Origin of the sequence: Rathayibacter sp. VKM Ac-2760 (assembly GCF_009834185.1) — a bacterium.
Classification (GTDB): domain Bacteria; phylum Actinomycetota; class Actinomycetes; order Actinomycetales; family Microbacteriaceae; genus Rathayibacter.
The window spans coordinates 2,229,798-2,256,098 of record NZ_CP047173.1 but is presented as its reverse complement, the minus strand read 5'-3'; the positions used below and the strand labels follow the sequence as shown (position 1 = coordinate 2,256,098).

Genomic DNA, 26,301 nt, shown 5'->3' with positions numbered 1-26,301 from the left:
GCCCGGGCGTCAGTCCTTCGCGGCGGCGGCCCCGCCGGCGAGGTCGTCCTCCGTCGGCTCCGTCACCCCGATCGTGCTGATGATCGGCATCGTGCCCGTCCGCGCGAGCGGCTCCTCGAGGGTCGGCGCCTGCTCCGGACGCGGGGAGCGGCGCGCCCGGACCGGCGCCACCGCCCGGACGACCGGCGTGCGCAGCCGGCGGTAGGCGATGCGCCCGAGGGTGACGCCGCCCGCGAGGCCGATCGCGATCATGCCCGCCTGGAGCAGCTGCTCGATGCCGCTCTCGGGTCCACGCCCCGAGGTCAGATCGAGCACGCCGCGGTAGAGGGTGAGTCCCGGGAGCAGCGGCACGATGCCGCAGGCGGTCGTGACGACCGCGGGCACGCGCCAGCGGTCGGCCAGCGTCTCGCCGAGGACGCCGATCACGATCGCGGGGACGGCGCTGGCCATCAGCGGTGCGGCGCCCAGCCCGATCAGCGCGTCGGAGGCGACCCAGGCGCCGGCGCCGGTGAGGGCCGCGACGAGCGCCGGCCGCGGGGGAGTGTGCGACGAGAGCGCCCACGCCCCGGCCGCGATCCCGGCGCCGAGCACCTGCACGCTCGCCGGCCACGGCCGCGCGTAGGAGTCGACGAGCACCAGCTCCACACCGAGGGTCCGCGCCCCGTCGAGCACCGCGGCGATGCCGACGACGATGCCGAGGGTGAGCAGCCCCACCTCGAGCAGCCGGCCGCCCGCCGTGATCGGGAAGCCGTTGATCGCGTCGTCCGCGGCGCCCACGAAGGAGAGCCCGGCCAGCAGCACGACGACACCCGACGCGACCACGAGGGCCGGCGGCAGCACCGCGAACTCGACCGGCAGCTGCGGCACCACCGCGAGCAGCAGGACCGCCACTCCCGTCGCGAGCGCGGCACCCGCGATCTGCTGGAAGAACGCGGGCAGGCCCCAGCGGCCGAGGAGCTGATTGACGGAGTCGATCGCGGCGGCCGTCAGCGCGGCGAGCAGGACGACGAGCGGCCCGCCGCCGAGCAGTATCGCGACACCCGCGGCCATCACCGCGAGCGTCAGGGTGACGACGCCGCGCCGGTAGCGGTGCGGCTGGACCAGGATCGCGTCGAGCCGCTCGTGCGCCGCCTCGAACTGGTGCCGCGCCTCGTCGCGGGCGGTGGCGGAGTCGACCGTGTCGGCGACCCGCACCTCCGGCGACTCCTCGGTGATGGCGGTGACGAGCGCCGTCACCCGGGCGAGCCGCTCGTAGTCAGCGCTGCGGGACGCGACCACCCGCAGCACGCTCACGCTCGGCGAGTCGTCGCTCCCGTCGTGCACGACCAGGATCGACGTGAAGGTGAGGTCGACCTGCACCTCGATGCCGTAGGCGCGGCAGACCCGCTGGATCGTCTCCGTCACCTCGGCCGCGGCGGAGCCGAGCGAGAGCAGCGTCTCGCCGAGCCGCACCGCCAGCTCGAGCACGCCGCGCACGGTCTGCTCGGCGAGGACCGCGCGCTGCGAGCGCCGGCTGACCGGTGCCGCCGGGCGCTGCCCGCTCAGCTTGCCGACGACCTGCTGGAGAAGACGAGGAGAGCGCACCCCCCGAGCGTAGAGAAGCGCGGGGTCACCAGGGGACCACGTCCCCGCGGAAGTCCCGGTAGGCGAGGCCGGGGGTGCCGAGCCGGCCGAGCAGCACGTCGACCACCTTCGGGACGTTCTCCTCGATCGTGAACGGGGCGTCGTCGCCGCCGAGAGCGGTGCGGATCCAGCCCGGAGCGATCAGGACGATCGCGCGGCCGGTGCCGGCCTGGCGGGTCGCGAAGCTCTTCAGGAACTGGTTGAGCGCCGCCTTGCTGCCCCGGTAGACCTCGCGCCCGCCGCCGGTGTTGTTCGCGATGCTGCCCTGCCCGGAGGACATCGCGCCGATCAGGCCGTCGTCCGTGACGAGGTCCTGCAGGGTCTCGATCACCCGCAGCGGGCTGAGCGCGTTCGTGACGAAGACATCGACGAAGTCCTCGGTCGAGACCTCGCCGATGGGCGTGTCCTCGCTCGTCGTCGTCCCGGCGTTGACGAAGAGCAGATCGAGGGAGCGGCCGTCGAGGCGCTCCCGGAGCTCTCGGATCTGCTCAGCGTCGGTGATGTCGAGCCGTTCGATCCGGAGGCGGTCGCCGGCCTCGTCCCGCAGCTCGTGCAGGGGTGTGCGGCGCTCCGGATCGCGCACGGTGCCGATGACGTTCCAGCCGCGGGCGAGAAACTCCGCGGCGAGCGCGTGACCGAGTCCGCGGGAGGCGCCGACGAGGAGGGCGGTGCGGGGGCCGGCGGGGGCGCCGGCGGGGGCGGGGGCGGGTGTCGTCGTCATCCCGTCACTCTCGCGCCGACGACCGCCGTCCCGCGCCGGTCCGAGCCCTCTGCCAGCGAACCGTCAGCGGGAGTCCCGCCACCGCTCGTAGCACCGGAAGAGCCGGTGCAGCCCGGCCAGCGCGGCGCCGACTCCGAGGAGCATCAGGACGATCAGCACCGGGTCGACACCGCCGCCGGTCCGGTCGCGATCCGCCACCACGCCCGCGGCGAGCACGAGGCGCGCGGCGACGACGGCGAGAGCAGTGCCCAGGACCAGGAGCACGACGCCGGGCAGCCACCTCACGATCCGACCTCCGCTCCCACGCCACCTCGCTCCGGTGACCCGCACGATTCTGGACCCGGGAGCGGACTCGGGCGGGCGCGGGCGCGGCACGTCGGCTCCGCGGCTGCGTGACACCCCGTCCGTCATCCCGCGTCAAGCCCGAGCGGAGAGGCATCCGTTCCGGGCAGTGTTCCGAATGATGCGTACACATTGATTCGTCGACCGGAGCCCGCATGCTCATCACCACCGCCCCTCTCCGCCCGTCCCGCGCCGTCCGCGCGCCGCAGGCGGTCCCGTCCACCACCGCGCCCGCGCTGCCGCTGCTCGCGCCCGACTCCGACCGGCTGCTCGTCATCCGCTCGGCGTCCGGCGACGACCGCGCGTTCGCCGAGATCGTCCGCCGGCACGGCCCGCTGCTGCGCGCCTGCGCGCTGCGCCTCCTCCGCGCCAGCAGTGAGGTGGACGACGTGGTGCAGGAGACCTTCCTCGCCGCGTGGACGCACATGGACAGCGTCATCGACGGCGAGACGATCGTCGGCTGGCTGCTGACCACGCTGCGCCGCCGCTGCTACGACCGGCTCCGCTCCACGGACCACCAGTCCCGCGCGGAGCTCGAGGAGGACCTGCCCGCCTCGCTCGATCACAGCCCGACCGCGGTCTCGGAGCGTGCGGCCCTCGTCGCCGAGGCCCGCGCCGTGCTCGACCGGATGCCCGTCCTCCAGCGCCGTTGCTGGGAGCTGCGCCAGCTGCGGCAGCTCAGCTACGACGAGATCGGCGCCGAGCTCGGCGTCAGCGCGACCGTGGTGCGCGGTCAGCTCTCCCGCGCCCGCCTGCTGATGGAGGCGACGCTCGCCCACTGGCGCTGAGCCTGCCGGCTCCTCGACCAGCAGGAAGAGGGCGAGGCGTCCTCGAACGGTCGAGGCGTCCCGGTGCTGGTGGACGCCTCGACCGTTGCGGGACGCCTCGGCGGAGCTCGACCAGGGGGGGGAGGCGCGTCAGGGGGCGAGGAGTGCCAGGGCCGTCGAGGCGATGCCGAAGACGACGCCTGTGCCGAGCAGGATGAGGCCGGTCAGCCGCAGTGCCCGCACCGGGTCCGAGTGGCGGTGCAGCCGGATCCGCTCCGGGTCCTCCTCGCGGTAGTAGACCTCGCGCTGGTCCGAGCCCACGGGAGTCAGCGGATCCGGGGTCAGCGGACCGTCGTCGACGAGCGGCCGCGACCGCACCTCGCCGGCGCGGGTCACCCAGTGCAGCGCTCGGGGCGGCCCCTCCTCGAGGTAAGCGGTGGTCGTCGACCAGCGCCCGTCGATCAGCAGCCCGACGAACGCGCCGAAGAGGAACAGCAGCCCCAGCGGGAGCGTGATGAGCGAGACCGCCTCGAGGATCGTCTCCAGCACTCGGCGCCTCCCTCTCGGATCCCGTCGAGCGTACCGGGCGATGTCACCTCCGCCCGGCACGCCGCGGGTCAGCGCTCGGTGACGGTGAAGCCGAGCGTGATCGCCTTGCCGGTCTGGGCGCCCGTCACCGTGACGCTGTAGTCGCCAGGAGTCGAGGGTGCCTTCGCCGTGGCGGTGAGACCGCCGTCGGCGAGGTCGCGGGTCGCGGTGCGCTCGGTGAACAGCGGCGCGGAGCCGATCAGCTGCGTGTCGCCGTCGAAGCCCTCGGCGGTCAGCGTGATCGGGGCACCGGGGGCGAAGGTGCTCCCGGAGAGCTCGGCGGTGGCGCCGAAGCTCAGGTTGCGGATGTCGCGGTCCAGGCCGAGCGCGTTCGAGATGGTGAAGAACGTGTCGGTCTGGTCGGTGAGGCCGGCGACGTTCGCCGCGCCGGGTCCGTAGGCCGCGATGCGCAGCTGCGAGCCGGTGTGCTGCTGTGAGCCGCCCTCGGCGGCCGTGCCGTAGGACACCTTCATGGTGCTGCCGTCGACGGTCTTCAGCGCGGTGCTGAGCGAGGTCGGCGGGGTGGAGTCGACGATCTGGCTGGAGTGCGCGTGGTCGGCCGTGACGATGACGAGGGTGTTCCCGTCGTTCTCGGCGAAGGCGAGCGCGGCCTGGACGGCCTCGTCGAGGTCGACGGTCTCGCCGATCTGACCGCAGGCGTTCGCGGCGTGGTCCTGCTTGTCGATGCTGGCGCCCTCGACCTGGAGGAAGAAGCCCTTGTCGCCGGTGCCGAGCAGGTCGATCGCCTTCTCGGTCATCGCGCGCAGGGTGGGCTGCTCGGCGGGACGCGAGGGGTTCGCGACGCAGGTCTGCGGGGCGGCGTCGGCGCCGCCGACGGTCGCCGGGGTCGGCGCGTAGCGGACGGGCAGGTTGCCGGAGTTGAACAGGCCGAGCACGGGCGCGTCCTGGTCGGCGACGGTCAGCGCGTCGAGCTGGTCGGCCGTGGCGGGGGTCGTCGCGTCGCCGAGCACCTGGTAGCCGCGCTCGTCGGCCTGCTGGAACAGGGTCTGACCGGCCCAGTCGCCCGCCTTCGCGGTCTGCGCGAAGCTCGCGGAACCGCCGCCGAGGGTGAGGTCGGCGCGGGTGCCGAGGATCTGCTCGCTGATCGAGCCGAGTCCGCCGTTCTCGAGCGCGTCGTTCCCGCAGCTGGCGCTGTCGGGGCCGTAGCAGCTGCGCGCGTCGACGTGCGCGGCCTGCACGGCGGGGGTCGCGTCCTGGATCTCGGCGGTGGTGACGTTGCCGGTCTTCAGGCCGTTGGCCTTCGCGATCTCGAGGAGGGTGTCCTTGCGCTCCTGGTCGATGTCGACCGAGATGGCGTTGTCGTAGGTCTTGGTGCCGGTGGCCCAGGCGCTGCCGGTGGCGGCGGAGTCGGGGACGTAGTCCGGGGCGCCCTTGACCGCGCCGGTGGCGGGGTCGTCGGCGCGGTAGAGCGAGTACGTCGTGTACTGGCCGGTGATCGGCAGGGCGTCGATGCCCGGGAAGCGGCCGGCCGCGCCGTATTCGTAGTTGCGGGCGACGGTGATCTCGGAGTCGCCCATGCCGTCGCCGATCAGGAGGATGACGTTCTTCGCGTCCTGATCCTTGATCTCGGCGCGCAGCGAGTCGGAGAGGTCGGCGTCGACCGGGGAGATGCGGGCGGCGCCGCCGGTGGCGCCGAGGTCGGCCTCGCCGACGGCGGTGGCCATGCTCGGCGCGGCCAGGGCGGCACCGCAGACCAGGGCGGCGGCCGTGAGAGCCAGGGCGGAGCGTCCGCGGGGGGCGGAGTGGAGCAGTCGTGTCACGTCGTGATCTCCTTGGGGTGAGGCCCCTGGAAAGGGGGCACTCACAGCAGACTCCCTTTCCGCCCCCGTCGTGGTGAACGCTGATGTATAGCCGAGTGAACTTTCAGACTCGGCCTCGCCGGGTCGCCGAGCCCGTTACTGCTTCAGGGCCACCTGGTCGAGGGTCCAGAAGGCGCTGTTCTGGCCGGTGCAGCGGAAGCGGAACCGGGCGGTCTTCGCGTCGGCGGGGACGCACCACGTCTGTACCTATGCGGAAGACGTCGGCCGACCCAGGAAGACACGTTCAGGTCCTGTTCACCCGGGTGCGCGCCGTGCCACCATGCCGATGACCGGGCGGATGAACGATCGCGCGCCGGCGCGCGGTGGTCGCCGGCGTGCGCTACGGTTCGCAAGATGTCTACCCTTGTCCTCGTCCTCGTGCTCTCCGCCGCGGTCGCGCACGCGGCCTGGAACATCGTGGCGCACCGGGTCAGCGGACTCGGTCTGCCGTTCCTCTGGTGGGGAGCGGTCGCCAGCACGGTGCTCTGGGCGCCGGTCGTCCCCTTCACCGGCGGGATCGGCTCCGGTCCCGATGCGCTCCGGGGCCTGCTGATCGGCGCGGGCGTCTCCGGCGTGCTGCACGTCGGCTACATGGTGGTGCTGCAGCACGGCTACGCCCGCGGCCGGCTGTCGACCGTCTACGCCACCGCGCGGGGGACCGGGCCGGCCCTCAGCGCCGGGCTCGCCGTGCTGCTGCTGGGCGAGCGGATCCCGCCGCTCGCGGTACTGGGTGTCGCCGTCGTCGTGGCCGGGGTGATCGCGACCGGACTGCTCGACCGGCCGCCGGGCAGTGAGCCGACCCATCGGCGGGGAATCGATCCGAGCATCCTCTTCGGCGTCCTCACCGGCGTCGCCATCGCGGTCTACACGATCTGGGACGCGCACGCGCTGCGCACCTGGGGGCTCTCACCGGTCGCCTTCATGGTCGGCTGCACACTGCTCGAGATCGGGCTCTACCTCGTGCCGCTGCGCGGGCGGCGGGCGGAGCTGCGCGCCGTCCTCGTGCAGCACTGGCCGCGCGTCCTCGCCTTCGGGGCGCTCTCGCCGCTGTCGTACATCCTCGTGCTGCAGGCGATCACGCTCGCCCCGGTCGCCCTGGTCGCGCCGCTGCGCGAGGTGAGCGTCGTGCTCGTCTCGGTGTTCGGCGCGCTGGTGCTGCGGGAGGGCTCGGCGGTGCGGCGGATCGCGGCGTCGCTCGTGGTCGTCGCGGGGATCGTCCTGCTGTCGTCCTGAACGGCAGGCCTGCAGTCGGCAGCGCTCAGGATCAGCGAGGCTTCCCCGAACCGTCGAGGCGTCCCGCAGCACGAGGACGTCTCGACCGTGCCGGGACGCCTCGGCGCCGGCGTCGTCAGCCGTCCACCGGGGTCGGGCCGCCGAGCAGCCGCCGCTCGAGGCGGGCGGCGCGGCGAGCAGTGAGCGCGAGGGCGACGAGCACGGCGGCGATGACGGGCAGCGGCGCGAGGGCGCGGACGGCGGGGACGTCCGTGAAGACGGTCGCACCGAGGGCGTCGACGCCGAGCAGGAGGGCGAGCAGACCGATCGGAGCGAGGAGCGCGACCGCGGCCGTCCTCCGGTCGCGAGGCGGAAGCACGGCCAGCAGTCCGAGAACGGCGATCGGCCCGGCCGTGTCGAGGCCCGGTCCGAGCCACCCCGCCGCCGCGGCGAGCAGCGCGATGCCCAGCTCGAGCGCGGAGGCGAGCAGAGCGGCGATCCGCGCGGCACCGGTCCGGCCGGCGACGGCGAGCCAGAGCGCGATCGCGAAGACGGCCCCGGCGAGGACGGAGGGATTGGTGAAGGGCCCGATCGCCCCCGGAGAGCGGACCCCGGGAGACCAGTTCACCGCGACGTAGAAGGCGAAGAACGCCGTGACGAGCGCCAGCAGCCCGATCGTCGCCGGTGACCGTCCCGGTCCCGCCCGGAACCGGTGACCCAGGCCGCCGACGGCGAGGGTGATCCGCTGCCCGGCGGTGGGGCCGGGCCGTCGCCGCTCCTCCGCCTCGTCGAGCAGAATGCCCAGCAGCACCTCGCCGTGCTCGCTGCGCCACGCGGCGGGATACCAGCGCAGCGCCCGGCGGAACCGGTCGGCGCGCCGCTCGTCCTCGTTCGTCGTCATGCGGTCCTCCTTCGTCGAACGGTCGGTCAGTGCGCCGTGGCCGGAGTGGAGCCGAGATTGAGCCGCGCCCGGTGCGCGCCCGCCTCCATGCGGGCGGCCTCGGTGCCGAGCGCAGCCCGCCCCGCCTCGGTGAGAAGGAAGTAGCGTCGCACCCGCCCGCCGACCCGCTCGTCACCGTCGGGAGTGATGAGCCCGTCCGACTCCAGCCGCTCGAGCGCCGCATAGAGCGTGGTCACCCGCAGCCGGACACCGCCGTCGGACTGCTCCTCGATCTCCTGCAGGAGCGCGTACCCGTGTCGCCGCCCGAGGGCGAGCGCGGTCAGGATCCAGAACGTCGTCTCTCTCATCTCCGCAGGCATGCTGGAACAATACTGCAACGGCGGGAATATGGCGTTGCGGAGTGAGGCCGAGCACGGACCCACCGGCGACAGAACATCAGCCGAGAAGGTCGCTCGTCTCCCCTCGTGGATGAGACCCTCGCTCAGCTGACGTCGTGCAGGACCGGCGAGGGGGCGGCGAGGCGCGGAGGCGCCTCGCGCCGATCACTGCTTCGATGACTCCGTGACCGCCTCCCCGAAGCCGCCCTGGAGCAATCCCGAGCCGCGGATCCACCGGGCGCTGGCGCGCTGGGCCGCGGACTGCGCGGAGCGCGCGCTCCCGGCGTTCGAGAGCTGGGACCCGGCCGACCCCCGCCCGCGGCGCGCGATCGACGCGCTCCGGTCGTGGGAGCGGGGCGAGATCCCGATGACGGACTGCCGTGCCGCGGCGTTCGCCTCACGCCGCCGCCGCCCGCGCGGCGATCGAGGCCAGGGCACTCGCGGCGACCGCCGCCGCGAGGGCGGCCGGGCAGGCGGCGGCCGTCGCGCACATGGCCGACCACGCTCCGCACGCCGCGGCCTACGCCGCCACCGCGCTCACGCGGCACGGCGCAGGTAACAGCGACCGCGACTCCGAGCGCCGCCGCCAGTGGGACGCACTCGACCCCGGCCTGCGCCCGCTCGGCTTCCCGAAGGGGCTCTGAGCCGTCAGCCCGACGGCAGGACCTTGCTCATCCGCCCGAGGAACCCGCGGATCAGCTCGAGCGCGGCGTCGTCGTAGTCGTCGAGGACCCCGGCGAGCTCCGCCGCGGACCGCGCGAGGAACGGCTCGAGCCGCTCCTGAGCCGCGTCGGTGGAACGGACGGTGACGAGCCGCCGGTCGCTGCTCTCCCGCGAGCGCTCCACGAGGCCGCGGCTCTCGAGGCGGGTGAGGAGGGCGTTTGTCGCTCCGGTGGTCAGGCCGACGCGGGCCGCGAGGCGGCTGGGGGAGAGGGGTGCCTGCTCCCGCTCGGCCCAGACGATCTCGCCGAGGGCCGTGCCGTCGACCGTGGGCAGCCCCATCCAGCGGGCGAGCTCGTGGGCCGACTCCTGGTAGCGGACGGCGTACTGCCGGAGCGCTTCGAGCACCTCGGTCCGCGGCGATGTCATGAGCCGATCCTCGCAGGCGCTCGGCGGCCTCGGCCCCACAGCCCTCCGCCCCACAGCCCTCAGCCCCGCAGCACCGGGTACTCGGCCAGCCGCGGCACGTGCTTCTCGCTGGTCAGCAGGGTGGAGGAGAAGAAGCGCCGCACCGGCGCGGCGGCCGCGAGGCGGTGCCCGGCGCGCATCGCGCGGACGCCGGCCCTCGAGCTCGGGTGCAGCAGCCGGGCGCCTCCGCGGGGCAGCCCCTGCGCGCTGTCGGCGTAGCGGCGCAGGAGCCGCTCGTACCGGGCGAACGCGCGCGCGTGGCCCAGCGGGTCGGCTGCCAGCTCGCCGGCGAGGACGTGCGCGCCGACGAGCGAGAGGGTCGTGCCCATGCCGGTCGGACCCGATCCCCACGCGGCGTCGCCGAGCAGCGCGATGCGCCCCCGGCTCCAGGCCGACAGCACGACCTGCTCCATCCTCTGCGTGTAGAACTCGTCGGGCCGGGCGTCGAAGCCGTCGAGGATGCGCTCCGACTGCCAGCCCGCTCCGCGGAACCGCTCCCGGAGGATCGCCAGCTGCACCTCCCTGGGCAGGGTCTCGAACCCGAACGGCTCCGACTCGAAGGACATGCTCGCGCGGATCGTCCCCTCGTTGTCGGGGCGGACGGAGGCGACGCGCCCGCGGGTGGCGGTGTACCAGTCCCAGGTGTCGACGTCCTCCGGCCGCCGGTCAAGGGTGCCGTAGGTGATGCTGACGCCGAAGTCGCGCAGCTCCGTCTCCTCCGCGAAGAGCAGCCGCCGCGTGCGCGAGCTGCGGCCCTCCGCGACGAGGAGCAGATCGAAGCGCTCGCGCGCGCCGCTGTCGAAGGTGACGTCGACGCCCTCCGCGTCCTGCTCCGCGGCCGCGACGAAGTCGCCGTAGCGCAGCTCTGCAGTGGGCGGCACGATGCCGGTGAGGATCGCGGCGAGCCGGCCCCGCAGGATCTCCACCTCCGCCGTGGGCCCGTCGTGGCCCGCCTCCCTCGGGAAGACCGCGTACGGGCGGCCGGCCTCGTCGACGAACCGGGTGCCCTCCTCGCCGGTGGTGTTCCGGAGCACGACGTCCTCCACACCCATCCGGCGCAGCACGTCGCGGCCGATGCCCCGCACGTCGATGTTCTGCCCGGTCTCCCGCAGCGCGGCGGAGCGCTCGAGGAGGACGACCTCGAACCCGGCCTTCGCCAGGCCCCACGCGAGCGTCGGTCCGGCGATGCTCGCGCCGGTGATGAGGACCCGGGGTGGGCGGCGTGCTGCTGAGGACATGGTGGAGCCTTCCGTCGGCGGGGGAGGGCGGCGGCGCCTCCTCGCTTCAGGCTAGCTTCATGGCGATATGACTTCACTGTGAAGTCGGTGCGGCGGACCGGTCGGCGAGCCCGGGATACCCAGCCGGGCCCGTTCGTCACTAGCATTCGGGGACCGCCGAGATACGGCGCCCGAGTCGAAAGAGCACCCGTGCCTCGCCGTCGCCGCATCCCCCTCCTCGCCCTCGCCCTCGCCACCGGCCTGATCGCGGGAGCGCTCGCGCCGGCCGCCGCCGCAGCGCCGTCCACCTCTGCAGCGCCGGCCGCCGCCGCCCCCGGTTCGAGCGTCACCGATACCGTCGCGCTGACTCCGCCGAGCCCCGTCGACGGGCGGACGGTCCCGCTCGGCGACACCGTCGGCGCCGTGGACGGCAACTTCTCGTTCGCTCCCCGCGGGGCCGACCCCGCGACGGGCACCGCCACGGGGACGATCACCATCGCGGGGACGGTCACCGTGGACGACGGGACCGGCACCGGCGGGCCCTTCCCGTTCGCGGTGCAGCCGTTCGTCTCGCTGTACAACTGGGCGGGATTCCAGATCCGGAGCGCGTCGTCGGCCGACTTCTCCTTCGCGGTCCCCGCGGGGGCGACCTACTTCCTCCGCGCGGGTGCCGCCTACCGCCAGGGCTACGTCTCCACCTGGCTCGGCCAGACCCCGATCCCCGCCCGCTCGCCCGGCCTCACCGCGAGCACCTCCGACGCCGACGTCATGCTGCTGCGCGCCGGCTCGGTGTCGGGGACGATCAGCGCGCCCGCCGCCGCCACCGGCTCGCGCCCCTACTCCGCCGAGGCGTGGCTGCTCGAGGAGGGCACGGACTCCGCGTGGCCGATGGGCTCGGGCTACGCGAACGTCTCCGGCGGCGGCACCTCGACCTTCGAGATCCCCGGTCTCCCCGCCGGCCGCTACCTGCTGCGCGCGCTGGAGAGCACCTCCTCGACCACCGCGCCGGCGAGCGCCGACGTGTTCTGGCGCTCCTCCGGCTCCGCCACGACGGCCGTGCCGGTGGCCGTGGGGGCGGCAGCGACGACCGGCATCGACCTCGCCCTGGCGCCCTACGCCGCCACCACCGCCCGCATCGCGGGGACCGACCGCTACGCGACCTCCGTCGCGGCGACGCGGAGCCTCTTCACCCCCGGGGTCCCCGTGCTCTACGTCGCGAGCGGCGCGAAGTGGGCGGATGCGCTGAGCGCGGGCCCCGCCGCCTCGGTGCAGGGTGGAGCGCTCCTGCTCACCGATCCCGACGGACTGCCCTCGGTCGTCCGCGACGAGATCCTGCGCCTGGCGCCCGAGCGGGTGGTCGTGGTCGGCAGCTCCGCGACCGTGAGCGCGGGCGTCTACGCCGAGATCGCGGCGCTGGTCCCGTCGATCACGCGGATCGGGGGGACGGACCGCTACGACACCTCCCGGCTCGTCGTCGCGGACGCCTTCCGCGGGACGGACCGCCCGGAGGTGTTCCTGGCGACCGGCAACGACTTCCCGGACGCGCTCTCGGTCGGCCCTGCGGCCGGCCGCCGCGGTGCGCCCGTCCTGCTCGTGGACGGCTCGCGCGACTCCGTCGATCAGGGCACGGCGGACGCGCTCGCCCGCCTCGATGCGGACCGCACGGTGCTCCTCGGGCTGGAGCCGTCGATCTCCGACGGGATCCGCGTCGACCTGGAGGCGCGCGGTCTCGCCGGGGATCTGACCCGGCTCGGCGGCGAGAACCGCTACGACACCAGCCGCCTGATCAACGCCTTCTACGACGGGGGAGCACTCGCGACGAGCGCCTTCCTCGCGTCGGGCGAGGGCTTCGCGGACGCCCTCTCTGCGGGGACCGTGGCCGCGGCGATGGGCGCGCCGATCGTCCTCAGCCGTCCCTCGTGCGTCCCGCAGGCGAGCGCGACCGCGCTGGCCGTCCAGCACCGCTCCGACGTGTACCTGCTGGGCAGCGCGCTCACCCTGTCGGACGCGGTCGCCCGCCTCGCGACCTGCTGAGGCCCCGCGCCGGACGCCGCCTCCGGGGGTTCCGTACACTGGCGGGCGACTCCGGCGACTCCGCCGCACGGGCGGACCGGAGTCGGCCCCGGGGGTGGCGGAGACGATGGTGCAGCTCGAGCGCGGTGTCCGGCACGGGCGCCTCCGACCGCGGTCCGGCGTCCGCAGCCTCCTTCTCGGGGTCGCCGCGACGCTGGGCGTCCTCGCCGTGAGCGGCACGTCGCTGGTCGCCATCGCCACGGCGAGCATCAGCCGGAACCTCACCGACAACGCCGTCGAGCTGGGTGTCGCGCCGTCCGAGCAGCCGCAGGAGGTGCAGCTCGGCGCCATCGAGGGCGGCTTCAACGTGCTCGTGGTCGGCACCGACAACGACGCCGCGCAGGGCGACGCGTTCGGGGTGCGCGACGCGACGCTCAATGACGTCAACATCCTCCTGCACGTCTCGGCCGACCACCGCAGCGCGACGGTGATCAGCTTCCCGCGCGACCTCATCCTCGACCGCGCCGCGTGCACCGACCCCGACACCGGCGTCGTCACCGAGGCCGTCAGCGGTGTGCCGCTCAACTCCGCGTTCCAGTACGGCGGGCTCGCCTGCGTGAACGACACGCTGCAGCAGTTCACGGGGCTCACCGTCCCCTACGCCGGCTGGGTCTCCTTCAACGGCGTCATCGAGATGAGCAACGCGGTGGGCGGCGTGCCGATCTGCCTCACCGGCCCCGTCCTCGACACCGACTCCGGACTCGACCTCCCCGCCGGCACGACCACCGTCTCCGGAGCCACCGCGCTCGCCTTCCTGCGCACCCGGCACGGCGTCGGCGACGAGAGCGACCTCAGCCGCATCTCCTCGCAGCAGCAGTACCTCGCCTCGCTGATGCGCACCGTCCGCTCCGACGACACCCTCTCGGACCTGCCCGCCCTCTACGGGCTCGCGCAGGCCGTCTCCTCGAACGTGCACCTCTCCACGACGATGACCGCCCCGTCCACGATGATCTCCCTCGCCCTCGCGCTGAAGGACGTCGACCTCGCGCAGATGGTCTTCGTGCAGTACCCGGCGCTCGACGACCCGGACTACCCGGGCAAGGTCGTCCCGGACACCGTGCTCGGCGCCGAGCTGATGACGCGCGTGCTCGGCGATCAGCCGGTCACGCTCGCGGGGACTCCGGCCGAGGAGGAGGTGCCGTCGGAGGAGGCTCCCGCCGCCGAGACGCCCGCCGCAGGGGCACCGGCCGCGACCGAGGCGCCGGCACCGGCCGCCCCCGTCGAGGAGGCGCTGGCCGCACCCGGCCAGACGGCCGCGGAGGAGACCTGCGCGGTCCCGTCGGGCTGACGCCCGGGCGGGCGCCGGACTGCGAGGATGCAGCGGATGGACGAGTCGGAGCGGAGCGAGCTCGCGGACCTGCGCCGGCGGGCCTACGGGCGCGGAGGCGAAGAGGGGCGAGGTGCCGAAGCCGGGCTCGATGCTCCCGCGCGGGCACGCCTGCGGCTGCTGGAGGAGCGAGCGGCGACGGGCGGGCAGGCGCGGCCGGTCGTCGTCGATCCGGTGCCGAGGCGCGCCGCCGCCCGGATCGGCCGGAGGGCGGTCGTCCTCTGGGCGGCGTCCCTCGTGCTGACGGCCGCCGCCGTGCTCGCCGCGGCCTCCTGGTTCTCGAGCGCCGCCGACGCGGACGTGGCGGTGCTGCCGCTCAACGCGACGCAGCGCTGGGCGGGGAGCGGCTTCGCCGAGGCCGTCGCGACCGACGACTTCTCCGGCCTGACCGTCGTCCGCAGCGAGGGCGGCGGGCCGGCGGACGACCCGGACCTCTGCCTCCTGGTCGTCGCGACCGCGCCGAGCGACGGGAACGTCCTCGTCGACGGCTGCAGCGCCGGCTCCTTCCCCGCCACCGCGCAGCTGACGGTCGCGAGCGGCATGCCGGACGCCCTGGTCGCCCGCTTCGGCGAGGGGCGCGGCCTCCGCTTCACTCTCGACGGCGACACCGTGACGGTGCAGACGGACGCCCCGTAGCGGGCGGCCTCAGCCGGTCCGCTCCCAGCGGTCCCGGTCGGTCCGGCGCCACTGCTGCCGGGGGCCGTCCGCCTCCTTCGCGGCGTCGGTCAGCCACAGGGTGCTGTCGGGGGCCCAGCCGGCGAGGACCGAGTCGTACCCGTCGTCGACCGGGATCAGCCGGGTCGCGCTCGAGAGGTAGCCGAGGGTGGTGAGGTGCACGGCGTCCCAGTCGGCGGCGACGCGCTGCCAGTCCGGGATCAGCCAGCGGCCCTCCCCGCCGGTGACCCGGTACCAGTCGTGCCGGCGGGAGGCGGTGACCTCCGCGGGGTACGCGCGGCAGAGGTCCGCCCAGTCGTCGGCACTGCCGATCTCGCGGGTCCGGCCCGCGGAGGTCACCGGGATCACGGTCGCGGCCTCGAGCCCGGCGGAGTCCTCGACCAGCTCGAGCAGGTCCTCGATCCGGGACTGCGTGCGCGGCAGGCGGAGGGGGAGCGACCACCACGAGCCCGAGTAGCTCGCGCGCGGGTCGCTCGGTCGCTCGCGGGCGGACTGCTCCTCGTCGGCGCGGCGGGCGGTGGACCACTCGGCGAGGAGCGCGGCGGTGCCGGTCGGGAGCGGTCGGGCGGTGTCCGGGCGCCAGTCGACGGCCCACTGCGTCGGGGTGGCGGGTCTCGACCACGTCGCCGCGGCCGGGGAGGCGAACACGCGCTCGGCGACCGGGAGCAGTGCCTCCCGCAGCTCCGGCAGCGCCGCGAGGACGTCGGCGGCGTCGGGCTCCTGCCAGGAGTAGGCGGTGTCGACGCTCCTGCGGAGCGCGGCGCGGACGGCGTCGTCCTCCGCGGGCGTCGGCGGGAGTGCCGTGATCAGCGCGGCGACGCTCTCGGGCGTCGGATCCGGCCGATCCCGAGGGTCCGCGCCGTCCGCGGAGGCGTACAGCAGGACCGACTCCCCACGGCCCTCCCAGGCGTGCGCGAGCAGGAACGCGGCCGACCTCAGCTCGCCCTCCGCCTCCGTCGCGCACTCCCAGCAGAGCCGGCGGCCCCGCGGCCCACTGAGAAGGACGTCGGCTGCAGCACTCACACCTCCACTATGCCCCGCGGCGGCGCCGAGGCGTCCTCGAACGGTCGAGGCGTCCCGGTGCAGGTGGACGTCTCGACGGTTCGAGGACGCCTCGCCGGCAGAGGAGGCAGGGAGGCGTCAGGCGTCCGGGTTCATCCAGAAGGGGGAGTAGTGGTAGCCGTCGGGGTCGTCGAACTGGCGCTGGTACATGAAGGGGTACTCGTCGGTGTCGCCGATGCGGCCGCCCGCGGCGCCGGCCCGCTCGGTCAGCTCGTCGACGGCCTCGCGGCTGCCGAGGTCGAACGAGACCGTGACCTTCGAGGGGGTGTCGGGCCCGCCGATCAGGTCCTCGGTGCCGCCGACGCTCGCGTACATCTCGCGGCTGCTGAGCATGAGGTACTGCTCGGGCGCGATCGCGAAGCAGGCGACGCTGTCGTTCGACATCGACTCGTTGCGGGTCCAGCCGAGGGCGGTGTAGAAGGCGGTCGCGCGCTCGACGCTCTCGACCGGGCAGGAGAGGTAGAGGCTCATGGGGTCGATCCTCCTCACTCGCTCGGGACAGGGCAAGGGGCGCCGGCGCCGCTCAGCACTCGGACCGCGGGCAGGCCAGCCGTCCGTCACCTCGTGCGCGGGCCGCGCCTCCGCTCGATCAGCGCCGCGAGCAGGACGAGCGCGGCGGCCGCGACCGCCCACGGTCCGGTGAACACGAGCGCCCGATCCAGCGGCCGCCAGAGCGGGGCGACCAGCCCGCCGAGCAGCAGCCCGGCGCCGCCCGCGATCAGCGCGCTCGCCACCACTGCGGCGGCGAGGCGGCCGCCCCGGCTCAGCCACACCCGCTCGATCAGCCGGTCGAGGAGGTACGTGACGACTCCGACCGGGATGCTCGCCAGCGCCGCGCAGACGACGAGCGCGCCGAGCGCGAGCAGCGTGAAGCCGAGGTCGCCGGCGAGCGGGGTGATCGGCGTCCCGTTCGCGAGGTCGCCCAGCATCCCCGCCCCGAAGGGGACGACCGCGAGCACCGAGCCCAGCAGCGCCCGGATCGCATGAGCACGACCGCGCGCGCCCGGTACCGTTGCGCTGTCAGCCGCCTGCGTCATGCGCCGATCATGCCCACTCCGGCGCGGTCGGCGCGTCAGCCGGAAGTCGTCTTCAGGCGCCGATCGTGCTGTCTTCGGCGCGGCGGTCCGGACGCAGCCGCACGCCCTCGTCGAGGACGCGGTCGAGCCAGTCGGCGAGGAGCTCGCGCTCGGCGGGCCGCAGGCCGGCGAGGCGGGGGGCGAGCGCCCGGACGGCGACGACGGCGGCCAGGGGCCCGTCCTCGTCCGGTGCGGGGCGGTCGGTGACGATCTGCGCGAGGACCGCGTCGAAGGTCGCGTCCGCGAGTCCGGCGTCGCGCGCGTCCGCCGGCTCGGACAGCAGCGTGGTGACGACCCCGACGCCCGCGGCGCGGATCATCCCGACGGCGCGCTCCTCGGGCACGCGGAGTCGACCGGCCGCGGCGACGCGGCGGACGCGGGCCTCGAGCACGCGCCGGCCCGAGCGGGCGGCGGCCGAGCCCTCGGCGCGGGAGGGGTCGCTGAGCAGGCGGAAGAGCGCGGCGTTGCTCAGCCCGAACTCCACCTGCGCCGCCCAGCCGGCCCGGAGATCGTCGAGCGCATCGACGTCGCCCGCCTCGGCGTCCGCCACTGCGGCCGCCTTGCCTGCGACCCAGCCGCTGAGGACGTGCTCGGCGACCGCCTCGAGCAGACCGTCCTTGTCGCCGAAGAGGCGGTAGATCGCGGGCGCCTGCAATCCGGCGGCCTCGGCGACTCCGCGGGTGGTGACGGCGGCGGGTCCGCCCTCGCGGAGCAGGCGAGCGGCCGCGTCGACGATGCGGCCGCGGGTGTCCGAGGGGGCGGGGGTGTCCGAGGGGGCGGGGGCTCCGGTCATGTATCGACGGTACCGCAGTCTTGCTATCACTGTGTTTCCGTTGGTACCGTTCGATGAGTATCGCGGATACACCGCGGAACGATCGCTCGGAAGGCACAGCATGATCCTCATCACCGGAGCCACCGGCGCCCTCAACGGCGCGACCGTCGACCACCTCCTCGACTCTCTGCCCGCGGCCGAGCTCGCCGTGGTCGCGCGCGACACCGCGAAGGCCGCGCGCTTCGCGGAGAGGGGCGTCGCGGTGCGGTACGGCGACTACGCCGACCGGTCGTCGCTCCCCGCGGCCTTCGCCGGCGCCGACCAGCTGCTGCTGGTGTCCTCCAGCGATCCGGAGGCGGATGCCGTCGCGCTGCACCGCTCCGCTGTCGAGGCCGCCGTCGAGGCCGGGGTCGGGCGGATCCTCTACACCAGCCACCAGGGCGCCTCGCCCGACACCCCCTTCGGCCCGGGCCGAGACCATGCGGCGACGGAGCGGATGCTCGCCGAGTCCGGCGTCGCCTGGACGTCGCTCCGCAACGGCTTCTACGCGCACAGCCTGGCCTGGTTCCTGGGCGATTGGCGCTCGACCGGAGTGATCAGCGTGCCGGCCGACGGCCCGGTCTCCTGGACCGCGCGCGAGGACGCGGCCGAGGCGGCGGCGCGGATCCTGCTCACGGACGGTGCCGTCGACGGCCCGGTCACGCTCACCGCGGCGGAGGCGCCGACCTTCGCCGAGGTCGCGGCGCTCGCAGCGGAGATCGGCGGGCGCCCGGTCGAGCTGCGCGTCCTCGGCGAGGAGGAGTGGCTCGCCGAGCAGATCGCCGGCGGCCGCCCGGAGCAGCAGGCGCGCTTCCTGCTCGGCATGTACGAGGCGGCGGCCGGCGGCTTCTTCGCGGGGACGAGCGCGACCCTGGGGGAGCTGCTCGGGCGCGAGCCGCGCTCGATCCGCGACCTGCTCGCCGCCGCGGACCAGCGCTGACGGGATCGCGGACGGGGCGACGCCGGGCGTTCTCCCGGTGTTCGCCGGGCCTCGGTACGGTGGCGCCATGGTGGACGTGGATCCGGGAGCCGTCGTGCCGCAGACCTCGCGGGGCGGGCGTGCGTCCTCCGGCTGGGCACTGCTCGCCGCGGGCGCGCTCATCGCGTCGGCGCTGCTTCAGGTGCAGGCGTCGCTGCAGCGCTGGGTGACCGCGCGGGAAGGGTGGACGCGGGAGGACCGGTGGGTCGAGGACCACCTGTTCGACTACACGATCCCCGCCGACCCGTGGGAGCGGATCGGGACGACGGCGCAGGTGCACGGACTCGGGGCGCTGCTGATCGCCGTCGCCCTCCTCGTCATGGCCCGCGCGCTCTCGGCGGGCGCGGTCTTCCGGCTCACGTCGATCGTCGTCGCCGCCGTCTTCGGGCTGTCCGGGCTGCACGGAGTGGTCTCCGGGCTGATCGGCGCTCCGACCCCGCTGCAGTGGCCGTTCCTCCAGATGATGCTGAGCCTGGTGCCGATCCTCGGGCTCGGCGCGCTGGCCGCCAGGTCCGCCCGCCGCTCGCTGCCGACCGCGTTCGCCTACGCCTGCCTCCTGGGCAGCACGACGCCGGGCCTGCTCGTGGCGACCTTCGTGATCGCGCCGGCGATCACCGGCTTCCAGTCCTACGACACGACGCCGTGGACCGAGACGGTCGTCGCCGCGACCACCGGCGCGGCCGCGTGCGCGATGCTGTGCGCGGCCGGCGCGTTCGCGCTGCGGGCGCGGTCGCGGCGGACGCGCGTCGCTACGGCCTGAGCGGGGCCGGCGCTCGCTCGGCGCTCGCTCGGCGCTCGACGCTCGGCGGGAGCGACACCCCACGCCGATCCGGCCGCCGACTCTCCGTCGACGACCTCCGGCTCGCAGAATCGCCCTCGGCTCGCCGTATCGGCCGGATCCTCCGAGCCGGAGCGCGTTTCGCGAGCCGAAGGTCCTCCGCGGGGAGGTTCGGCACGCGGAACCGGGTTCGGCTCGCGGAAACCGGGCGATTCCGCGAGCCGGAGCGCGTTCTGCGAGCCGAAGGTCCTCCGCGCGGAAGTTCGGCACGCGGAATCGGCCCCGGCTCGCCGAAACCGGGCGATCCGGCGAGCCGGAGCGCGTTCCGCGAGCCGAAGGTCCTCCGCGGGGAGGTTCGGCACGCGGAACCGGGTTCGGCTCGCGGAAACCGGGCGATTCCGCGAGCCGGAGCGCGTTCTGCGAGCCGGAGGTCCTCCGCGCGGAAGTTCGGCACGCGGAATCGGCCCCGGCTCGCGGAAACCGGGTGATCCGGCGAGCCGGAGCGCGTTCTGCGAGCCGGAGGTCCCGAGCGGGGAGGTTCGGCACGCGGAATCGGGCTCGGCTCGCGGAAACCGGGTGATCCGGCGAGCCGGAGCGGGTTCCGCGAGCCGGAGGTCCTCCGCGGGGAAGTTCGGCACACGGAACCGTCCCCGGTTCGCGGAAACCGGGTGATCCGGCGAGCCGGAGCGCGTTCTGCGAGCCGAAGGTCCTCCGCCGGGAGGGTGCGCGGAGCGGGTCAGGTGAGGCGCTCGGCGAGGTGGACGGTGACGAGGTCGCCGAGGTCCTTGCCGAGGGTCTTCCGGAGCTTCGCGCTGATCGAGAGCATGTGGCCGCCGGCGCCGGTGGGCATCAGGCCCGCGGTGAGCGGGCGGCCGTCGACCGTCGCGACCACCTTCACGGACCTGCCGGTGCCGAGCAGCTCGACCGAGTCGGGGACCTCGACGCAGGACCAGAGCTCGCCCTTGACGGCGACGCCGATCGGCGCGGTGAAGGCGACGTCCATCGGGCCGATGCTCGTGCTCACGGGATGCTCCTTCTCGCGGCGGTCGGTGAGAGCGTGGTCAGCGGGTCAGCGGGCCAGCGCGACGGAGCCGAGGGACGGGTAGTCGGGAGCCGTGTAGTCGATCGCGGTGAGGGTGGCGATCGCCGGCATGAGGTGTGCGCCGGGGATCTCGATCTCCTGCTCGGATCGCGCGGGGTCCAGCGGGCCGATCTCGAACGAGCTGCCCGCGGTGTCGACCCAGTGGCCCTCGTCGTCCTGCTCCAGCGCGCCCTCCTTGAGGTGCAGTCGCAGGTCGGTCGCGGTGCCGGTCGAGAATCCGGTGAACGTCGCCCAGGTCGAGCCGTCGGCCCGGCGGTCGACGACGACCGAGCCCCACGTCTCCGCCCCTTGGCCGACGAAGTCACCGCGCAGCGGCAGCTGCTGCTCGAACGCACTCAGCTGCTCCGCGTCCGACGACGGTGCGTCCGATGACGGTGCGTCCGCATCCGGTTCCGCGTCTCCGCCCGCGCACCCCGACAGCAGGAGCAGCACCGCGAGCGCGACCCCGCTCCCCGTGACCATGACCTTCGTGCTCGTCGCCCCCATGCGCCGATCCTGGCACGGTCGGCGAGCGCCCGCGCGATGGTGAGGCGTCCAGGCACCGTCGAGACGTCCTGCTCCGGCGGGACGCTTCGACCGTGCCGGGACGCCTCGGCGGGGGATATGCGCGTCAGGACACGGCGGCGGCCGCGGCCGCCGGGTCCTCGCCGCTGCGGAGGGGGAGGAGGTGGAAGAGCCGGCGGTACGGTCCCTTCGCGGGAATGTTGCTGTACTTCTCCGGGCGGGTCGGCACGTCCCAGTTGCCGCCCTGGAGGCCCTCCTGCGCGGCGTCGATCCGGACCACCGTGCGCGTCGACGCAGGCACCTCGTGCCAGTGGCGGCGGTCGGCGAGCTCGTCCGGGCTGTGCGGCTGGGCGTTGAAGAACATGCCGCCGGACGATGTGCCGCCGACCGACGCGCCGCCATCGGACGACGGGCCGCCGGCGACGACGAGCACGCCCGCGCCGCCGTCGTCGACGACCGCCGCCCAGCGGGTGTCCGCCTTGTTCGCGCTGTCCTGCGGCCGGCTGTAGCGGGTCGGCTGCTCGGACACGATGCCGCTGAAGCGGCCGAAGAACGCCGAGGCGCGGCGGTCAGCGGTCGACTCGTGCGGGCCGCGCCCGTACCAGTGCAGGGTCGAGAGCTCCGGCGCGAGCCCGAAGGTCGTGCCGACGAGCTGCGGATTCGGTGTGCCGGCGACGGGGGAGAACGTGGAGAGCACGTCGACCCGGCCCGTGCCGTGGATCGTGTAGACGATCGACTGCGGGGACGTCGTCACGCGGTCGTCCGGGCGGAACGGCACCGCCGTGGTCACCGAGCCGTCGACGGTGATGCGGACGGCGCCGGGCGACTCCTCGACGGCGACCTGGTCGACCGCCCACGCCTCGCCGACGCCGCGCCAGGGCAGCGAGGGCTCGGGGCGGGTGAGCCGGATGTCCGGGATCGAGAGCTCGGGGTCGTTCGGCGTGCGCCAGTAGTTCGGCATCAGCGGGCCGGCCAGCCGCTCGCGACCGCCGTGGCGGAGCGACGTGAGGCGGCCGGTCGCGCGATCGACGGTCGCGGAGAAGGCCGGCCCGCGCACGACGATCGTGGTGCCCTCCTCGGTCGCGGTGACCGGCGGCGCCTCCCGCGGCGTCGACCGGGGGGCCGGCTCGGCGGCGACCGGGAGGTCGAACTGGGCGCGCGCGACGACGTGCCCGGCGCCCGCCCAGGCGGTGGGTGCGGCGAGCGCGAGCCGCACGTCGAGGCGGTGCTCCCGCGCGCCGTCCCGGCCCTCGGGGAGGCGGTACGGCAGCGTGACGCACCCCTCCTCCTGCGGCCCGACCGGCCATTGTGCGCCGGGGAGCGAGCCCTGCGCGATCGGCTCGCCGTCGGCCGAGACCGACCAGTGCACGACGTAGCCGTCGAGCCCGGTGAAGAGGTGCTCGTTGGCGACGAGGAGCGCGCCGGCGCGCAGGTCGACGGCGGTGACGGTGACCGGCTGGTAGGCGAGCTTCGCCTCCTCCAGCTTCGGCGTCGGCGTCCGGTCCGAGAGGACGAGTCCGCTCATGTGCGCACTCTCCTGGTTCGGCTCGTCGCCCCAGTCGCCGCCGTAGGCGAGGAACTCCTCGTCCGGACCGCCGCCGGGGCGCGGCCACCACAGGCCCTTGTCGGCCCAGTCCCAGAGGAACCCGCCCTGCAGGGCGCGCGGGTCGGCGCGGGCGGCCGCCCAGTGCTCCTCGAGGTAGCCGGAGGTGTTGCCCTGGCTGAAGGCGTACTCGATCAGCAGATACGGCCGCGGGTCGCGGTGCGCGCGCTCGGCCAGCCGGGCGACGGGCGGATAGAAGTCGCCGTCGAAGTCCGAGAGCCCGGCCGGGACGACCGGTGACCCGGAGCCGACCGAGTCCTGGTAGCTGACCGGGCGGGTCGGGTCGTGCGCCTTCGCCCACTCGTACATCGCCTGCAGATTCGCACCGACGCCGGACTCGTTGCCGGTCGACCAGGCGATCACGCAGGGGTGGTTCTTGTCGCGGTCGACCATGCTGCGCATCCGCTGGAGCAGGGGAGCGCGCAGCTCGGGGCGGTCGCCGGGGAGGAGGGGGCGGCCGTCGTCGTCGATCCGGTTGATGTGCGTCTCGTTGTCGGCCTCGTCGACGACGTAGAGCCCGTACTCGTCGGCGAGGTCGTACCAGAGCGGGTCGCCGGGGTAGTGCGAGGTGCGCACGGCGTTGATGTTGCTCTGCTTCATCAACCGGATGTCCGCGACCATGTCGGCGCGGCTCAGCGTGCGGCCGGTGCGCGGGCTCCACTCGTGCCGGTTGACGCCGCGGAGCGAGACCACGCGGCCGTTGACGAGCAGCACTCCGTCGACGATCTCGACGCGGCGGAAGCCGACCCGGACGGCGACGCGCTCGAGGACGGTGCCGGTCGCGTCCCTCAGCTCGACGACGAGCGTGGAGAGCTCGGGCGTCTCGGCGGACCAGAGTCGCGGGGCCGAGACGGCGAGGGACGTGCGAGCCGTGGCCCGTCCGGCCGGATCGAGAGCGATCGCCTCCCGCTGCTCGCCCACCTCCGCGGCGCCCGGCGCGGTGCCGTCGAACAGCCGCGTGCGGAGCTCGAGACCGGCCGCGGACGCCCCGGCGCGCGCGTCGACCGCGACCGAGACCTCGACCGAGCCGGCGGTGAACGTGTCATCGAGTGGCGTCCGCACCGTGACGTCGCGGAGCATCGCCGGCGCGCGCGAGAGCAGGCGCACGCTCCGGAAGATCCCGGAGAGGCGGACGTTGTCCTGGTTCTCGAGGTACGAGCCCGTGCACCAGCGGTGCACCTCGACGGCGAGGAGGTTCGGCCCGGCCCGCACGTGCTCCGTGACGTCGAACTCGCCCGTCGTGAAGCTGTCCTCGCGGTAGCCGAGGCGGTGCCCGTTCAGCCAGACCGAGTACGCCGACTCCACACCGTCGAACTGGAGGAACGTGCGCCGCCGGGCCCAGCCGTCGGGCAGCTCGAACGCGGTGCGGTACTGGCCGACCGGGTTGTAGAGCGTGGGCGCGCTCGGGTAGTCGCCGCGCGGATCCGGCTGCTCGTCCCGGCCGTTCGCCCCCGTCCACGGCAGCACGAGGTTGGTGCCGATCGGGAAGTCGTAGCCGTGCAGCTGCCAGCTGGACGGGACCGGGAGAGTGGGCCAGTCCGAGTCGTCCCAGTCCTCGGCGGCGAAGCCGTCCAGGCGGGAGGCCGGGTCCGGGACCCAGTGGAAGCGCCAGTCGCCGTCGAGGCTGTGCGCGAACGGCGTGTCCGTGCTGTCGCCCCGCAGCGCCGCGTCGAGGGTGGCGAAGGGGGTGAGCGAGGCGTGCGCCGGCTCCGTGCCCCACTCGAAGACGTCGGGGTCGTTCCACTCCTGGGCGAGGGTCATGCGGTGCTCCTTGTGCTGGGCGGGGCGTGCGTGCTGGGCGGTGACAGCGGAGTCCCCTCCCTCCGCCCGGGTCGCGAGCGAGGGGAGGGGACGCATGCCGCTACTGGTCGTACGCGCTCTGCCAGATCTCGGCGTAGCGGTCGGCGCCGAGGCTGGTCAGGCTGTCGAGGTAGGACTGCCAGTCGGCGTCGCTCCCGGGGTCGCGGACGCCGGTGACGAACTCCGCCGTCGCCGTGGCGACGCTGCTCTCGACGTTGGCGGTGAGGGTGGAGAGCTCGCTCGCGTCCTCCGAGGGGACCCAGATGTTCCAGTAGGGGAACATCGCGTCCGTCTCTTTGCCGGCGTACTGGTCGGTGGCCTCGAACAGGCGGCGCTCGAAGCCCGCCTCGGTGGAGATGTCGAGCGGCTGGACCTGGCTGGCGCGGAACTCGGCGGTGTCGAACACCTGCGCCATCGGGCCCCAGTTGCCGTTGTAGTCGGCCTCGTTCGACTCGTCCATCTTGGTGTCGACGAGGGACGGCTCGAGGCTCTGGTCGAGCGCGATCTCGCCCTCCTCGGGCGCGCGCCAGCCGATGCCCTCTTCGCCGAACTCACCGCGGACGTGGCCCTCGGGCGAGAAGAGGTAGTCCATCATCTCGACGATGACCTTCTGCTCCTCCTCGTCGGCCGCCTTGGTGACGACGAAGGTCGCGCCGGGCACGCTCGGCAGGAGGAAGGTGGCGGCCTGGCCGGCCGGGCCCGTCAGCGGGGGGAGCAGGTCGTACTGGGTGTCGCGCCCGTCCTCCTGGCCGATGGTGACGGCGAAGCCGGGATGGATGGCGGTGAAGCCGCCGACGAGGACGCCCTGGGCGGCGTTGCCGGTCGCGGTCATCTGGTCGCCGCCCTGCGAGAAGGTCGCCGGATCGATGAGCCCCGCGTCCCACATCTTCCGCAGGAACTGCAGGCCCTCGCGCCAGCCGTCCTGCATGGTCTGCAGCTGCACCGTGTCGCCGTCGAGTCCGAGCGAGACCGGCTGACCGTTCGCTCCGGAGCCGGTGTTGAAGGCGTTGTAGACGAAGGCGTTCATGATGTACGGCACCAGCGACTGCTGGGTGCTGCCGGTCAGCGGGATCTCGTCGGCCTGGCCGTTGCCGTTCGGGTCCTGGGTCTTGAAGGCCTGCATGACCGCGAAGAACTCGTCCGGAGTCGTCGGCGCGGCGAGCCCGAGGGTGTCGAGCCAGTCGGTGTTGATCCAGAACTTGTAGGGGTAGGAGCAGTGGTAGCAGTCGTTCCACTGCGGGAGGCCCCAGATCTTCCCGTCCGGGGTCTCGGTGAGCTCCTTGAAGCCCGGCTCCGCCTCGAGGGCGGCCTTGATGTTCGGGCCGTTCGAGTCGATCAGGTCGTTGAGCTGCACGAGCAGGCCCTGGTCGCCGTAGCGCTGGAGCTCGGCGCGGCTGAACTGCGAGGCCCACGGGACGAGCATGTAGGCCTCGGGCAGGTCGCCGCCGGCCAGCGAGATCTGGCGCGCCTCCGTCGCCTCGGACGCGCCGTAGGAGGTCGTCTCGAACTGGATGTCGACGCCGAACCTGTCCTCGAGCTCCTTGGTGAAGGAGTTGGTGTTCAGGTCGATCTGGGCGCCCTGCTCGCCGAAGATCCGGATGACCTTGCGGTCGGCCTCCGGGCTCTCGCCGGTGCAGCCGGTGAGGCCGATGATCGCGGTGGTGAGGGCGGCGCCGACGAGGAGGTGCTTCCTCCGCGCGGCGCCTTTGCCGTGCTGGGTGCGAGAGAACAAGGTGTTTCCTTCCATGGGTGAGAACGGGCCGTGGGGGAGAACGGGCCGTGGGTGAGAACGGGTCGGGGGTGAGAACGGGTCGG

25 protein-coding genes are annotated in these 26,301 nt (G+C 74.1%); 8 read left to right on the top strand and 17 right to left on the bottom strand.

The window, feature by feature from the left end; translation table 11 throughout:
• Positions 1 to 9: 9 nt before the first annotated feature.
• The 3 genes from GSU72_RS10210 to GSU72_RS10200 all read right to left on the bottom strand — a co-directional run bounded on the left by GSU72_RS10210 (position 10) and on the right by GSU72_RS10200 (position 2,629).
• Positions 10 to 1,584, bottom strand: a complete 1,575-nt coding sequence (locus tag GSU72_RS10210; RefSeq protein ID WP_159984912.1) for a threonine/serine exporter family protein — start codon at positions 1,582 to 1,584, stop codon at positions 10 to 12.
• 25 nt (positions 1,585 to 1,609) lie between these two features.
• Positions 1,610 to 2,344: an SDR family NAD(P)-dependent oxidoreductase gene (locus GSU72_RS10205; RefSeq protein ID WP_159984911.1), complete on the bottom strand. Its 735-nt coding sequence runs from the start codon at positions 2,342 to 2,344 to the stop codon at positions 1,610 to 1,612.
• Between the two features lie 63 nt (positions 2,345 to 2,407).
• Entirely contained in the window at positions 2,408 to 2,629 is a 222-nt protein-coding gene (locus GSU72_RS10200) for a hypothetical protein (RefSeq protein WP_159984910.1), read from the bottom strand.
• A gap of 212 nt (positions 2,630 to 2,841) precedes the next feature.
• Here GSU72_RS10200 and GSU72_RS10195 point away from each other — a divergent pair, with 212 nt between their 5' ends.
• Entirely contained in the window at positions 2,842 to 3,474 is a 633-nt protein-coding gene (locus tag GSU72_RS10195) for an RNA polymerase sigma factor (RefSeq protein WP_159984909.1), read from the top strand.
• A 129-nt stretch (positions 3,475 to 3,603) separates the two neighbouring features.
• Here GSU72_RS10195 and GSU72_RS10190 read toward each other — a convergent pair whose 3' ends face one another.
• Both GSU72_RS10190 and phoA read right to left on the bottom strand, forming a co-directional pair.
• Positions 3,604 to 4,002, bottom strand: a complete 399-nt coding sequence (locus GSU72_RS10190; protein ID WP_159984908.1) for a hypothetical protein — start codon at positions 4,000 to 4,002, stop codon at positions 3,604 to 3,606.
• Between the two features lie 68 nt (positions 4,003 to 4,070).
• Entirely contained in the window at positions 4,071 to 5,822 is a 1,752-nt protein-coding gene (gene phoA / locus GSU72_RS10185; protein ID WP_244255754.1) for an alkaline phosphatase, read from the bottom strand.
• A 393-nt stretch (positions 5,823 to 6,215) separates the two neighbouring features.
• On the opposite strand from phoA, the gene GSU72_RS10180 reads away from it, so the two are divergent.
• Positions 6,216 to 7,094 (top strand): EamA family transporter, encoded by an 879-nt coding sequence (locus tag GSU72_RS10180; RefSeq protein WP_159984907.1) that lies wholly within the window; start codon positions 6,216 to 6,218, stop codon positions 7,092 to 7,094.
• A 115-nt stretch (positions 7,095 to 7,209) separates the two neighbouring features.
• Here GSU72_RS10180 and GSU72_RS10175 read toward each other — a convergent pair whose 3' ends face one another.
• Complete coding sequence (locus tag GSU72_RS10175; RefSeq protein WP_159984906.1) at positions 7,210 to 7,974, bottom strand: hypothetical protein; 765 nt, start codon at positions 7,972 to 7,974, stop codon at positions 7,210 to 7,212.
• A 26-nt stretch (positions 7,975 to 8,000) separates the two neighbouring features.
• A complete protein-coding gene (locus GSU72_RS10170; RefSeq protein WP_244255753.1) occupies positions 8,001 to 8,321 on the bottom strand; it encodes a PadR family transcriptional regulator in 321 nt (106 codons plus the stop codon).
• Positions 8,322 to 8,731: 410 nt separating this feature from the next.
• Here GSU72_RS10170 and GSU72_RS10165 point away from each other — a divergent pair, with 410 nt between their 5' ends.
• Complete coding sequence (locus tag GSU72_RS10165) at positions 8,732 to 8,995, top strand: putative immunity protein (RefSeq protein WP_159984904.1); 264 nt, start codon at positions 8,732 to 8,734, stop codon at positions 8,993 to 8,995.
• A gap of 4 nt (positions 8,996 to 8,999) precedes the next feature.
• Here the strand turns inward: GSU72_RS10165 and GSU72_RS10160 are convergent, their stop codons facing one another.
• Entirely contained in the window at positions 9,000 to 9,440 is a 441-nt protein-coding gene (locus tag GSU72_RS10160) for a MarR family transcriptional regulator (RefSeq protein WP_159984903.1), read from the bottom strand.
• A 59-nt stretch (positions 9,441 to 9,499) separates the two neighbouring features.
• A complete protein-coding gene (locus GSU72_RS10155) occupies positions 9,500 to 10,717 on the bottom strand; it encodes an FAD-dependent monooxygenase (protein ID WP_159984902.1) in 1,218 nt (405 codons plus the stop codon).
• A gap of 189 nt (positions 10,718 to 10,906) precedes the next feature.
• Here GSU72_RS10155 and GSU72_RS10150 point away from each other — a divergent pair, with 189 nt between their 5' ends.
• From GSU72_RS10150 to GSU72_RS10140, 3 genes are all read left to right on the top strand, one after another.
• Positions 10,907 to 12,730 (top strand): cell wall-binding repeat-containing protein, encoded by a 1,824-nt coding sequence (locus GSU72_RS10150; RefSeq protein WP_159984901.1) that lies wholly within the window; start codon positions 10,907 to 10,909, stop codon positions 12,728 to 12,730.
• Between the two features lie 106 nt (positions 12,731 to 12,836).
• Entirely contained in the window at positions 12,837 to 14,057 is a 1,221-nt protein-coding gene (locus GSU72_RS10145; protein ID WP_159984900.1) for an LCP family protein, read from the top strand.
• 36 nt (positions 14,058 to 14,093) lie between these two features.
• On the top strand, positions 14,094 to 14,732 hold the full coding sequence (locus GSU72_RS10140) for a hypothetical protein (protein ID WP_159984899.1): 639 nt from the start codon (positions 14,094 to 14,096) through the stop codon (positions 14,730 to 14,732).
• A gap of 9 nt (positions 14,733 to 14,741) precedes the next feature.
• Here GSU72_RS10140 and GSU72_RS10135 read toward each other — a convergent pair whose 3' ends face one another.
• From GSU72_RS10135 to GSU72_RS10120, 4 genes are all read right to left on the bottom strand, one after another.
• Positions 14,742 to 15,794, bottom strand: coding sequence for a hypothetical protein (locus GSU72_RS10135; protein WP_159984898.1), 1,053 nt, complete (start codon positions 15,792 to 15,794; stop codon positions 14,742 to 14,744).
• Positions 15,795 to 15,911: 117 nt separating this feature from the next.
• The gene (locus GSU72_RS10130; RefSeq protein WP_159984897.1) at positions 15,912 to 16,304 is read right to left on the bottom strand and encodes a VOC family protein; all 393 of its coding nucleotides are present in this window, start codon (positions 16,302 to 16,304) and stop codon (positions 15,912 to 15,914) included.
• 86 nt (positions 16,305 to 16,390) lie between these two features.
• Positions 16,391 to 16,870 carry a hypothetical protein gene (locus tag GSU72_RS10125; RefSeq protein ID WP_159984896.1) on the bottom strand — a complete coding sequence of 160 codons (480 nt, stop codon included), beginning with the start codon at positions 16,868 to 16,870 and terminating at the stop codon, positions 16,391 to 16,393.
• Between the two features lie 52 nt (positions 16,871 to 16,922).
• Positions 16,923 to 17,702, bottom strand: coding sequence for a TetR/AcrR family transcriptional regulator (locus GSU72_RS10120; protein ID WP_159984895.1), 780 nt, complete (start codon positions 17,700 to 17,702; stop codon positions 16,923 to 16,925).
• Between the two features lie 100 nt (positions 17,703 to 17,802).
• Between GSU72_RS10120 and GSU72_RS10115 the strand changes: the two genes are divergently transcribed.
• Entirely contained in the window at positions 17,803 to 18,660 is an 858-nt protein-coding gene (locus GSU72_RS10115) for an NAD(P)H-binding protein (protein ID WP_159984894.1), read from the top strand.
• A gap of 67 nt (positions 18,661 to 18,727) precedes the next feature.
• Positions 18,728 to 19,459 (top strand): hypothetical protein, encoded by a 732-nt coding sequence (locus GSU72_RS10110; protein ID WP_159984893.1) that lies wholly within the window; start codon positions 18,728 to 18,730, stop codon positions 19,457 to 19,459.
• A gap of 754 nt (positions 19,460 to 20,213) precedes the next feature.
• Here the strand turns inward: GSU72_RS10110 and GSU72_RS10105 are convergent.
• The 4 genes from GSU72_RS10105 to GSU72_RS10090 form a co-directional block, all read right to left on the bottom strand.
• Complete coding sequence (locus GSU72_RS10105) at positions 20,214 to 20,501, bottom strand: DUF1905 domain-containing protein (RefSeq protein WP_244255752.1); 288 nt, start codon at positions 20,499 to 20,501, stop codon at positions 20,214 to 20,216.
• A gap of 45 nt (positions 20,502 to 20,546) precedes the next feature.
• Complete coding sequence (locus tag GSU72_RS10100) at positions 20,547 to 21,065, bottom strand: hypothetical protein (protein WP_159984892.1); 519 nt, start codon at positions 21,063 to 21,065, stop codon at positions 20,547 to 20,549.
• Positions 21,066 to 21,189: 124 nt separating this feature from the next.
• Complete coding sequence (locus GSU72_RS10095) at positions 21,190 to 24,447, bottom strand: glycoside hydrolase family 2 TIM barrel-domain containing protein (protein WP_159984891.1); 3,258 nt, start codon at positions 24,445 to 24,447, stop codon at positions 21,190 to 21,192.
• A 100-nt stretch (positions 24,448 to 24,547) separates the two neighbouring features.
• Positions 24,548 to 26,218, bottom strand: a complete 1,671-nt coding sequence (locus tag GSU72_RS10090; RefSeq protein ID WP_159984890.1) for an extracellular solute-binding protein — start codon at positions 26,216 to 26,218, stop codon at positions 24,548 to 24,550.
• Positions 26,219 to 26,301: the final 83 nt, after the last annotated feature.